General features: G+C 63.4%; 5 protein-coding genes, 5 tRNA genes and 1 riboswitch. Of the genes, 7 read left to right on the forward strand and 3 right to left on the reverse strand.

All coding sequences use genetic code 11. The annotated features are described in order from the left end of the window. On the reverse strand, positions 1-1,641 hold a 1,641-nt coding region (locus tag BN1132_RS17555; protein ID WP_042079110.1), incomplete at its 3' end, for a methyl-accepting chemotaxis protein. A 251-nt stretch (positions 1,642-1,892) separates the two neighbouring features. Here BN1132_RS17555 and gltX point away from each other — a divergent pair. The 6 genes from gltX to BN1132_RS17585 all read left to right on the forward strand — a co-directional run bounded on the left by gltX (position 1,893) and on the right by BN1132_RS17585 (position 4,219). Then, a complete protein-coding gene (gene gltX, locus BN1132_RS17560) occupies positions 1,893-3,308 on the forward strand; it encodes a glutamate--tRNA ligase (RefSeq protein WP_042079111.1) in 1,416 nt (471 codons plus the stop codon). A gap of 346 nt (positions 3,309-3,654) precedes the next feature. After that, positions 3,655-3,730, forward strand: a tRNA-Ala gene (locus tag BN1132_RS17565). 28 nt (positions 3,731-3,758) lie between these two features. Continuing rightward, positions 3,759-3,834 (forward strand) — tRNA-Ala (locus tag BN1132_RS17570). A 64-nt stretch (positions 3,835-3,898) separates the two neighbouring features. Further along, positions 3,899-3,974: transfer RNA gene (locus tag BN1132_RS17575), tRNA-Ala, on the forward strand. A gap of 59 nt (positions 3,975-4,033) precedes the next feature. Continuing rightward, positions 4,034-4,109 (forward strand) — tRNA-Ala (locus tag BN1132_RS17580). A 34-nt stretch (positions 4,110-4,143) separates the two neighbouring features. After that, positions 4,144-4,219 (forward strand) — tRNA-Ala (locus BN1132_RS17585). A gap of 114 nt (positions 4,220-4,333) precedes the next feature. Here the strand turns inward: BN1132_RS17585 and BN1132_RS17590 are convergent. Beyond that, entirely contained in the window at positions 4,334-6,478 is a 2,145-nt protein-coding gene (locus tag BN1132_RS17590; RefSeq protein WP_042079112.1) for an ExeM/NucH family extracellular endonuclease, read from the reverse strand. Between the two features lie 295 nt (positions 6,479-6,773). Then, positions 6,774-6,857: riboswitch (cyclic di-GMP riboswitch) on the forward strand. Between the two features lie 113 nt (positions 6,858-6,970). Here BN1132_RS17590 and BN1132_RS17595 point away from each other — a divergent pair. Continuing rightward, a complete protein-coding gene (locus BN1132_RS17595; protein ID WP_052447047.1) occupies positions 6,971-10,006 on the forward strand; it encodes a glycosyl hydrolase family 18 protein in 3,036 nt (1,011 codons plus the stop codon). Positions 10,007-10,606: 600 nt separating this feature from the next. Here the strand turns inward: BN1132_RS17595 and BN1132_RS17600 are convergent. Next, positions 10,607-11,762 (reverse strand): tetratricopeptide repeat protein (locus BN1132_RS17600; protein ID WP_042079113.1); only part of this gene is annotated, 1,156 nt, incomplete at its 5' end.

An 11,762-nucleotide genomic window follows, 5' to 3' on the forward strand; every position in this document is an offset into this window, starting at 1 on the left:
GGCCAGCAGGTTGGTCTGGTCGGCGATGCCCTGGATCACGGTGAGTATGCTGGTGATCTGCTCGCTGTCGTGGGCCAGCCCCTCCACCACTTCGGCGCCCTTGCCCGCCTCGGCGGCGACCCTGTGCATGGAGTGGATCACCTGCTGGAAGCGCACCTTGCCCTGATCCGCCGCACTCTGGGCCTGCTTGGCGGAGTCGGCAGTGTTGTTGGCGTGGGTGGCGACCTCCTGGCTGACGTAGGACATCTCCTGCACCGCGGTCAGCATCTGCTCCATCTCCGCCTGGTGATGCTGCAGGTTGGTGTCGGTCTGGCCGGCGATGCGATCGGTGTCGCCGGCGTGGCGATGCACCTCGCTGGCGGTCTTCTGCACGTCGCCGAGCAGCGCCTGCAGCTTGTCGATAAAGCGGTTGATGCCGCGGGCCAGGGCCCCCAGCTCGTCCTGGGACTGGGTGTTGAGGCGCTTGGTGAGATCCCCTTCGCCGTCGGCGATGTCATCCACCAGGCTGACCATCTGGCGGATGGGGCCGGTGATGCTGCGCGCGATCACCAGCATGGTGGCGAGCGCCAGCGCCAGCACCAGCAGGGCACCGATCAGCTGCTGGGTCATGGCGGCCCGGTTCATGTCGGTGAGCTGGGCTTCCAGCTCGTCGGCCCCCGCCAGCACCACCTGGTAGGGCAGGGTGACTATGATGGCCCAGTTGCGGCTCATGCCAGGCACAGCTATGGGCACCGAGATACGAAACGCCTCGTCGAGCTCCTGGCGCTGTACCTCCGGCTTGAGGTACTGCTGCCAGCCGTCGCCCAGCACCTTGTCGGCCCGGCTGCCGAGCAGGGCGGCATCGCCGCTGGTGCCGGTGATGACACCGGCGGCGCTGACGATCAGGGTCTCCCCCTTGCCGTCATAGATGTTGCTGTTGAGGGACTTGGCCTGACGGCTGATGGAGTCCACCGCCAGATCCAGGGCGGCTATCCCCTTGAACTGGCCGTTTACCAGGATGGGGGTGGTGATGGTGCTCACCAGCACCTGCTGACCGTTGATGTCGACCTTGAAGGGGTCGATGAGGCAGGAGCGCCCCTCCCGTTGCGGGCAGGCGTAGTAGTCGTTGGCGGGATTGCCGAATTCGTCCGGGTCGCTCTTCTCGATGGAGAGCAACAGATCCGTGCCGATCTGATCCTTGTCGCGATAGAAGTAGGGGACGAAGCGCCCCTGGCCGTCGCTGCCCAGCGCCGTCTGACCGGCGAAGCTGGCGTCCTGGCCGTCGAAGCCATTGGGCTCGAAGCCCGCGAAGGCGCCATAGAGCTGGGGTTCCAGACCGAGCTGGGCCTTGAGCAGGTCGGTGGCCTGCTGGCGATCCAGCGGCAGCTTGCCTTCCTGCTGCCGGGCGAAGACGCTGGCCATCTGCTGGGTGTAGGAGAGCCCCTTCTGCAGCAGCTGGGTGATGGTGGCGGCCTCGGCGCGGGCATTGGCGCTCACCTTCTGCCAGGCCTCCTGTTGCAGGGCGGCGCGGCTGGAACTGATGGTGAGCTGCTGGGTCTGCCGGCCCGAGTATTGATTGAGCAGGATCAGGATGACCAGGGCCGCGGTCATGGCGATCCCGGCCAGCACCAGGATGCGATTCTGGATAGTACGAAACTGCATCTTGCGTTCCTTGTGTGGTAGAAGGTTGTCCGAAGTATCGGCAGGGCGGGAGATCTCTCCAGCAATCTCGCCTAGCTAAGCGGAAAAAGAGGTAACATTCTGCGATCCCACTCATAGTCAGTGGTTTTTACCTGTTTCTCCCCTATTTTACCCTCTGCCTCTCCATGGTTTTCCCATCCGTCATTGTCGGTGCTAAAATGCGACGGTTTTTTTAACGAATTGGCCCAAGGCCCTCTACACAAGGCTTAAAGATGAAAGTCAAGACCCGTTTTGCTCCCAGCCCGACCGGCTTTTTGCATGTCGGCGGTGCCCGTACCGCACTCTATTCCTGGTTGTTTGCAAAGAACCAGGGCGGCGAGTTTGTGCTGCGTATCGAGGATACCGATCTGGAACGTTCCACTCAGGAGGCCATCGACGCCATCATTGAGGGCATGGAATGGTTGGAGCTGAACTGGGATGAGGGCCCCTACTACCAGACCAAGCGCTTCGACCGCTACAACGCGCTGATCGACGAGATGCTGGCGGACGGCCGCGCCTACAAGTGCTACTGCTCCAAAGAGCGGCTGGAAGCGCTGCGTGAAGGCCAGATGGCCAACGGCGAGAAGCCCCGTTATGACGGCAAGTGCCGGGATGGCGCCCACGATCACCCGGCCGATGCACCGCATGTGATCCGATTCCGCAACCCGACCGAAGGCTCCGTGGTGTTCGATGACCACGTCCGTGGCCGCATCGAGTTCGCCAACACAGAGCTCGACGATCTGATCATCCGCCGTACCGACGGTGCGCCGACCTACAACTTCTGTGTTGTAGTCGATGACTGGGATATGGAGATCACCCACGTGGTGCGTGGTGAAGACCACATCAACAACACCCCGCGCCAGATCAACATCTACAAGGCACTGAACGCGCCGGTACCGGAATTTGCCCACGTCTCCATGATCCTGGGTGACGACGGTGCCAAGCTCTCCAAGCGCCACGGTGCAGTCTCCGTGATGCAGTACCGTGACGACGGCTACCTGCCGGAGGCCCTGCTGAACTATCTGGTGCGTCTGGGCTGGTCCCACGGCGATCAGGAGATCTTCAGCCTGGACGAGATGATCAAGCTGTTCAGCCTGGACGCCATCTCCAAGTCCGCCTCCGCGTTCAACACCGACAAGCTGCTGTGGCTGAACAACCACTACATGCGCAGCCTGGATCCGACCTATGTGGCCAAGCATCTGGCCTGGCACATGGAGCACCAGCAGATCGACACCCGCAAGGGCCCGGCCCTGGCCGACGTGGTGACCCTGCTGGCCGAGCGTTGCAACACCCTGGTGGAGGTGGCCGCCCAGAGCCGCTACCTGTTCGAAGAGTACGAGGCCATCGACGAAGCCGCCGCCAAGAAGCATCTGCGCGGCGTCGCGGCCGAGCCCCTGGCACTGGCCAGGGCCAAGCTGGCCGCTTTGGATACCTGGACCACGGAGGCGCTGCACGAGCTGATTGAAGCGACCGCCGCCGAGCTGGGCCAAGGCATGGGCAAGGTCGGCATGCCGCTGCGCGTGGCCGTCACCGGCCAGGGTCAGTCCCCGGCCATCGACGCCGTGATGGCACTGGTGGGCAAGGAGCGGGTCCTCGCTCGTATCGATCGCGCGCTGGCTTATATCGAAGCGCGTATGGCCGCCGAGTAATTCAGGCTCACCGGTACGGGTCAGTCCCCTTGGCATTGCCGACGCCGTGATGGCGCTGGTGGGCAAGGAGCGGGTGCTGGCCTACATCGAAGCGCGCATGGCCGCCGTGTAAGCCGCTGTGAATCACCAGAAGGGCCCCCTGACGGGGCCCTTCGCATTTTGGCCTCGAGCGGATTTGCGACGTAAAACAGGGAGATAGCGACGAGGTTGGCGGTAAAACCGGCTAACTGCCTGAATTTTGACTAAACGCTCCAACGAGCGAGAATTTTGGGTTGACAGCAAAGCGGGCGATGCCTATCATGCGCCTCCGTTGCCAGAGATAACTTTGGTAGCGCCGAGGTGAGTTGGGGTTATAGCTCAGCTGGGAGAGCGCTTGCATGGCATGCAAGAGGTCCGCGGTTCGATCCCGCGTAGCTCCACCAAATTCTCCTCGAACAATCTGGAATCCAAGGGGTTATAGCTCAGCTGGGAGAGCGCTTGCATGGCATGCAAGAGGTCCGCGGTTCGATCCCGCGTAGCTCCACCAGGTTCCTTATTGAAGATGAAGTACCCAGGGCAGTGCGGTGTGTATCACCCAGGCCGACCTTTGTGGGGTTATAGCTCAGCTGGGAGAGCGCTTGCATGGCATGCAAGAGGTCCGCGGTTCGATCCCGCGTAGCTCCACCATTATTTGCAGTCACGGACAACCGGCCGCCAGAACCCGTTGTCTAATGAAGAAAGAATTTGGGGTTATAGCTCAGCTGGGAGAGCGCTTGCATGGCATGCAAGAGGTCCGCGGTTCGATCCCGCGTAGCTCCACCAAATTCAGAATGACGAGACGTCATTCATACATATCGGGGTTATAGCTCAGCTGGGAGAGCGCTTGCATGGCATGCAAGAGGTCCGCGGTTCGATCCCGCGTAGCTCCACCATATAGAAGGCCACCGCATTGCGGTGGCCTTTTTCTTTTCGCCTCCATCTTCCCTTCCTCTTCGTCGTAACAAAGCCCGCACTGCGGCGGGCTTCTGGTTCATGCCGGTTCGGCATCAGCCGTGACGACGTCGCCAGGCCAGCGGCAACAGAGCCAACAGCAGGACGCCCATGGCGCCGCCACCCCCCTTGCTCGCTTCCTTGAGCCTGAGGTCGACGATGATTGGGTCGTGGTCCGAGGCGCTGAAGGGGTTGTCCGACTTGATGAGATCGCCGGTGTAGGCGCTGCCATATTCGAACAGGTTGCTCTCGAAGGAGTTGATGTGCCAGTCGGCCACCGCCACCACCTTGTCAGCCAGCGCCGGGTTGGCGAGGGCATAGTCCAGGGTGCCGAGCTCGGCCTCGTAGCTGTAGGAGATGGCCTTCTCCTGGTTGAACTTGACGTTCAGATCAACCAGGCCGTAACCCTTGGCCACCGTCTGGCCCATCTGCTCATAGGGCTTATCGCCGATGTAGGTGTGGGAGGCGGAGTGGATCTGGCGCTCCCCCGCGACCGGCACATAGTCGGTCAGCACCCGGATGGGATCCTCCTTGGCGTAGGAGTTGAAGTCCCCCACCAGCAGCACCTGGCCCGGCATCTTGCTCACCGCCTCCCCCAGCACCTTGGCGGCACTGACCCGGAACTCGGTGCACTTGCCCTGCAGATCCGCAGGCTCCGTCTTGCCATCCCCGTTCTCATAGCAACCCGACCCCTTAGATTTCAGGTGGTTGACCACCAGGGTCAGGGGGGCGTCGCTGCCCGCCACGGTGAAGCGCTGGACCAGGGAGTCCCGCTGACCGGCGCTCCTGGTGACGCCGCCCGTGGTGTAGCGTTGCTGGGGCAGGGGGATGACGTCGGTATCCCCGCTCGGGGTGAGCAGGGCGGGGCGGTAGATCATGGCCACCATGATGGCGTCGCCGCCAAAGAAGCGATCCTCCGTGAGCAGGGCCTTGGGCAGGGTGACGTAGGCGTAGTGCTTGCTCGCCTCCTTTTGCCGGGCGTTGAGGCTCTCCACCAGATCGTGGAGGGCGGCGTGCTCGTCGAAGCCGTTGTTCTCCATCTCCATCAGGCCGAGCAGATCGGCGTCCATCTCGGTGATGGCGTTGACGATCTTGGCGCGCTGCAACTGGAACTCCTCCAGGCTCTTGGCGCCGCGGTTGCAGCCCTTGGCGCTGTCCGCGTCCGCCTGATCCGCGCAGAGCACGTTGAGAGCGCCCCCCACGCTGGAGTGGCTGGTGAAGTAGTTGAGTACGTTGAAGCTGCCGATGCGCAGGTCGGTGCCATTGGCGCGGGCCGGTGCGCCCTGGCGGTCGTTCTCGTCGGTGCGCAGCAGATCCCCCGCCGTGATGCGCTGATCCTTGGGCACTATCAGGCGGTACTCGTCATGGCTGTAACCCACCAGGGCTTCCAGATTGACCGGGGCATCGCCGATGCGCAGGTAACCCTGCTCCGGCTCCCAGGCCGGCAACCAGGGCAGCTTGCCGTTGGCGGCCTTGAAGTCCGACTCGAGGAAGACGCGGTTGCCCGCATTGGCCTCGGCCAGCGCCACGGCCTCGGGGCTGCTCGCCACATGGAGCTGGGTCGGCTTCATCAGCGGGGCGCCGTGGGCGAGCACCAGGTTGTTGCGCCGGGCGGCATAGTCGTAGCTGAAGTTGCGGCTGATCTTGAGCGCGCTGCCCCCATCGAGGCGCACCCGCATCCCTTCGTGACGCTCCAGGGCCCGGGCCAGGGTTTCCCCCTCCAGCACCCGCAGTGCCGTGGCGGCGGGGGCGGCGCCCTGGGCCAGGGTTGTCAGGCGCGGTGTGCTGCCATCAGACAGGGGCTTGAGTTGGGTGTGACCATGATACTCCTCGACCTTGGCCTCCAGACAGACCAGGGCGCCCGGCCTGATGTCCGGGTACTTGCTGGCGAAGTTCTTGTCATTGAGGTAGACGAAGATGCCGTCCGACGTCTCGAGGTTGCCGTCCCCCTGCACATCCAGCAGGTAGAAGCCCTTGTTGAGGCTCTCGCCCAGACCCGAGACCACCGCCTTGACCGAGACGCTCTGGGCGCTTTCGAACTGATCGTCCGGGACGAGGGGGCTCTTGTCGCCGCTGCCCTGGATGGCGGGGATGGGGGTGAGGGCACTGTCGGCCGGGCAACTGAAGTCGGCGGCATGGAGAGACGGGGACGCGAGGGCGAGCCCCACGGCCAGCGACAGCAGGGTAGGTGTTCCTTTCATGGGGATTCCTTTTTTTATTTTTGCCAGTGTTTCCATAGCCTTGGCATCGTGGCCAAGGGCGCGCATTGTCACATTTCTGGCTGCTCTGACCAGTGAGGGGGCGCACATTATAAGGAGACAAAAGAGGCCATCCGCCATTTTTTGACATGGCTAACAGTTTGATATTGATGAGTTATTTGTTATTTGTCCGGTGGGTGAAAAGTGTGAAGCCGCCGGCATTCACATATTTTCCTTCGAGAATAAAGATTGAGCCGTTGTCACTTGCTTCCTATACTCGCCCTGTTCCTCACGGAACCCAGGCTAAGGGCAAACCGGCAGTGATGCCGGGACGCAAAGCCTCCGATCTGACCCACGCGGGTCAGACAGCGGGGTTACCCAGGGTGACTTGAGGGTTTGTGGCCCGTCCATGGCCTGTTGTCGCTCCCTTGTTCCCTGTTGCGATTGCGCTTTTCCCGGTCTTAAAAGCCAAGACAAAACAAGGATGACAACAATATGCAACAGATCTTGAGGCCCAGCAGGCTCGCCATGCTGGTCGCCCTTGCGGCCGTCCCTGCCTGGGCGCAGGCCGCTTACCCCGCCTATCAGGCCGGCACCGCCTACAAGGCTGGCGACATCGTCAGCAACGTGGGCAACCTCTACGAATGCAAGGAATTCCCCTACTCCGGCTGGTGCGGCGCCTCGCCCTACCACTATGCCCCCGGGGTGGGCGTGGTCTGGGCCGATGCCTGGAAACCCTATGGCGGTGAGGTGCCGCCACCGGCCCTGGTCGTTGCCATCGGCTCCCCCGCCCTGGGCAGCAGCGTCAGCGAAGGGGCCAGCCTGGCCCTGGCGGTGACCCTGAGCGGCCCGGTCACGGCGCTGGCCCGGGTGGAATACCTGGTCGACGGCGTCCTGGTCGCCACGGCGACGGCCTCCCCCTGGAGTGCCAGCTGGCCTGCCGCCGGTGTGGGCGCTCACGCCCTCAAGGCCCGGGCGCTGGATAAAGACGGCAAGGTGCTGAGCGAGGCGGATTCGAGCTTCAAGGTCGCCGCCGTGGTGGCCCCGGAGGCGCCCAGGGTGAGCATCGCGAGCCCGGCAGCCGGGGCCAGAGTGACCCTGGGCCGCGCCCTCACAGTGACCGGCAATGTGACCGACGCCAACGACGACGTGGCCAAGATCGAGCTGTTCGTCGATGGCAAGAAGGTCACCGAAGATACCAGCGCCCCCTGGCAGCTGAGCTGGACGCCGCAAAACAAGGGGCTGACCGGCCTCAAGCTGGTGGCGACCGACAAGGCCAATCTCTCTGGCGAATCGGCCCAGGTGGATGTGCAGGTGGAAGAGGCCGCACTGCCTCCCACCGGCGGCAACCTCTCCTGCGACGTGCGCCAGATCTACCGCGCCGACGGCAGCGAGTGCATGGGGGATGATCACGGTCGCCGCGTCATCGGCTACTTCACCTCCTGGCGCACCGGCAAGAACGGCCTGCCCGCCTACCTGGTGAACGACATCCCCTGGGACAAGATCACCCACATCAACTACGCCTTCGCGGCGGTGGACGAGCAGAGCCACGTCATCAAGGTGGACGACTCGGCCACCAAGATGACCTGGAACGGCGTGCCGGGCGCCGAGATGGATCCCGAGTTCGCCTACCAGGGCCACTTCAACCTGCTGTCGAAGTACAAGAAGCAGTATCCGGACGTGAAGACCCTCATCTCCGTCGGGGGCTGGGCCGATACCCGCGGCTTCTACGCTGCCACCACCAAGGGCGACTGCTCGGTCAATACCGCCGGCATCAACGCCTTTGCCGACTCGGCGGTGGGCTTCATCCGCCAGTACGGCTTCGATGGGGTGGATATCGACTATGAGTACCCCACCTCCATGAAGGATGCGGGCAACCCCAACGACTTCCCGCTCTCCAACCTGTGTCGCGGCAAGCTGTTTGCGAACTATGAAGTGCTGATGAAGACCCTGCGCAACAAGCTCGACAGCGCCGGCACCGAGGACGGTCGCAAGTACATGCTGACCATCGCCTCGCCGGCCTCGGCCTACCTGCTGCGCGGCATGGAAAACTTCCAGGTCACCCAGTACCTCGACTACGTCAACCTGATGACCTATGACTTCCACGGCGCCTGGAACCACTTCGTTGGTCACAACGCCGCCCTGTTCGACAACAAGGCGGATCCCGAGCTGGCCCAGTGGGGGGTCTACACCCAGGCCCAGTTTGGCGGCATCGGCTATCTCAACTCCGCCTGGGCGGCCCACTACTTCCGTGGTGCCCTGGCGGCGGGCAAGATCAACATCGGCGTGCCCTATTACACCCGTGGCTGGCAGGGGGTCACCGGTGGCACCCAGGGTCTGGGTGGCAAGGCGGCGCTGCCGAGCCAGAGCGATTGCCAGCCGGGCACGGGGGGGAGCACCATCCCCTGCGGCAACGGGGCGGTGGGCATCGACAACATCTGGCATGACCTCGACAAGAACGGCAAGGAGATTGGCGGTGGCGCCGTGCCCATGTGGCACGCCAAGAACCTGGAGCACGCAGCCAGCCTCGGCATTACCACCCTGCCGAGCTACGGCCAGGCCTGGGGTCTGGATCCCAACAACCCGGCAGACGTGATCCAAGGGCAGTATGTGCGTTATTACGACGACAAGGCCCATGCGCCCTGGCTCTGGAACGAGCAGAAGAAGGTGTTCCTCTCCACCGAAGATGAAGAGTCCATGGGTCACAAGCTCGACTACATCGTCAAGCGCGGCCTGGGGGGCGTCATGTTCTGGGAGATGGCGGGGGACTATGACTTCGACGCCGCGAAGAACGAGTACGTGATGGGCAGTACCCTCACCAGCCTCGCCTACGAGAAGTTCAGCAAGGCCGACAAGGCGGCCCTGAAGCAGAATGACCTGCCGGCTCCGGCCGCCCAGCTCGACATCGGCGTGAGCCTCTCCGGCTTCAAGGAAGGGGACTCCAACTACCCGATCAACCCGACCCTCAAGCTCACCAACAGGTCGACCCAGACCATTCCGGGCGGCACCCGCATCGAGTTCCTGGTGCCCACCTCCACCTCCGACACCATCACCGACCAGAGCGGCATGGGGCTGAAGGTGGTGGAGAGCGGCGGCAACCAGAACTCGGACGGCATCGCGAGCGAGAAGGACTTCCACAAGGTGGCCCTGACGCTGCCGGCCTGGAAGGCTTGGGCGCCGGGCACCGACGTGGAAGTGGCCATGACCTACTACCTGCCGGCCGCCGGCGTGCCGAGCGGCATGCGCCTGATTGCCGGCAGCCAGACCATAGGCCTGAAGTCCGACTTCCCGGCTCTGGCCGAGGCGGTGCTGGGCAGCAGTGGGGGTGACGGCGGCAGCGGTGGCACCACCTGCGCCAGCCAGAACGTCAACCCGGCGGACTACAACGCCTATCCGACCTGGCCGCGCGGGGATCACGCCAATGGCAACGACCGCATGACCCACAACAAGGGGGTCTGGCAGGCCAACTGGTGGACCAGCAGCGAGCCCAAGGTGGGTGACGGCAGTTGGAAGCTGGTGTGCAACTACTGAGTTGTCCCGGCTGCTGTACCAGCAGCGAACTCAGAGCGGGTGACGGCAGCTGGAAGCTGGTGTGCAACTACTGAGTTGTCACGGCTGCTGTACCAGCAGCGAACTCAGAGCCGGAGACGGCAGCTGGAAGTTGGTGTGCAACTACTGAGTTGTCCCGGCTGCTGTACCAGCAGCGAACTCAGAGCGGGTGACGGCAGTTGGAAGCTGGTGTGCAACTATTGAGTTGTCCCGGCTGCTGTACCAGCAGCGAACTCAGAGCGGGCGACGGCAGTTGGAAGCTGGTGTGCAACTATTGAGTTGTCCCGGCTGCTTTACCAGCAGCGAACTCAGAGCGGGTGACGGCAGTTGGAAGCTGGTGTGCAGCTACTGATGACAGGTTGAGGGGGCAACCCCGCGTCAACGCAACGACCCAATCCGGAGCCCAGGCTCCGGATTTTTTTGTGCCCTGTATAAGGAGAAGGAGGGGGAAGAGGGCAGGGGAGGTGCCATAAAAAAGACCGCTCCGAAGAGCGGCCAATTGCCACCAAGGCAATCTGCGGGGCGAACCCCATTGTGAATGGGCAGTCGCCATGGGCGGATTCTTGCCCATGGCGTGCCGGTTTATTGAGTGACGGCGCCGCCCTGCTGCTCCTTCAGGAAGCTGATCCAGGGGGTGGCGCGGCCGCTGACGTTGCCATTCTGGGCGGCCTGGGTGAAGGCGGAGAGCGCCTCCTTGGGCTTTTGCTGCTCGAAATAGGCGACCCCGGTCAGGAACTTCAGATCCGCCCGCTGCTCGCCGCTGGCGTTGGCGGCAGGTTTGGCGGCGAAGGCTACCAGATCCTGGTAGCGCTTGCTCTGGATCATCATGCGCGCCATCTTGAGCTGCAGCTCGGCATTGGGGGCCAGCTTGTAGGACTTGGCCAGGGTGTCGATGGCCGGGTCCAGCTCCTTGGCCTGATGCCAGTAGTTGGCGAGCGTCTTGTAGTTGGCCGCGGTGCTCTCGATGGTCCCCTCCTTCATGGCCTTCTCCATCACGCGGGCGGCGCGGTGGGGAATGCCGGCAAAGGCGAGGTAGTTGGCCAGACGCTGCAACTCGTTGGCTTCGGTCAGCATGCCGAGGTTGTAGGCCCCTTCCAGCGCCGCCAGGGCCTTGGCATCGTTGCCCGCCTGCATGTGCATGGCGGAGAGCTGGGTCCAGTACTTCTTCTTCTCCGGGTATCTGTCCACCAGGGCGGTGAGCACCTCGGTGGCCGGCTTGTACTGTTTCAGCTCGTAGTGGGCCGCCATCTTCAGCAGGTACCAGGACTCCGGTGCCTTGCCCGCGGAGAGCTTGATCGCGCTGTCCACCGCCGGAATGGCTTCCCGGTACTGCTTGAGCTGCACATGGGCGTTGGCCAGGGTGATGTAGGCGTGCGGGGTCGGTTTCTCGTCCTTGCCGAGGTTCGCAAACCACTCCTTCATGGTGCTGATGGAGCCCTTGAAGTTCCCCTCGGCCATGTAGAGCTGGGCCAGGTTGTAGCGCACCTGCTGGGCCACGGGGGGCGGCAGGCCGCCGGTGGCGATGGCGTCGGCGAAGTACTTGGTCGCCTGACCGTACTTCTCCTGCTGGGCGGCCACGAAGCCCAGGGTCTGCAGAATGACCCCCTTGTCGTAGACCCGCTCGCCTGCGCCTGACAGCGCCTCCTGCAGCTTGGCATTCGCCTCGCCGTATTTCTTCTCGGTGATCAACGCCTGGGCCTTGTTGACCGCGCGGTAGGCGCGGTCAGACAGGGCCCAG

The sequence above is a fragment of the Aeromonas sanarellii genome, assembly GCF_000820085.1.
GTDB lineage: Bacteria > Pseudomonadota > Gammaproteobacteria > Enterobacterales > Aeromonadaceae > Aeromonas > Aeromonas sanarellii.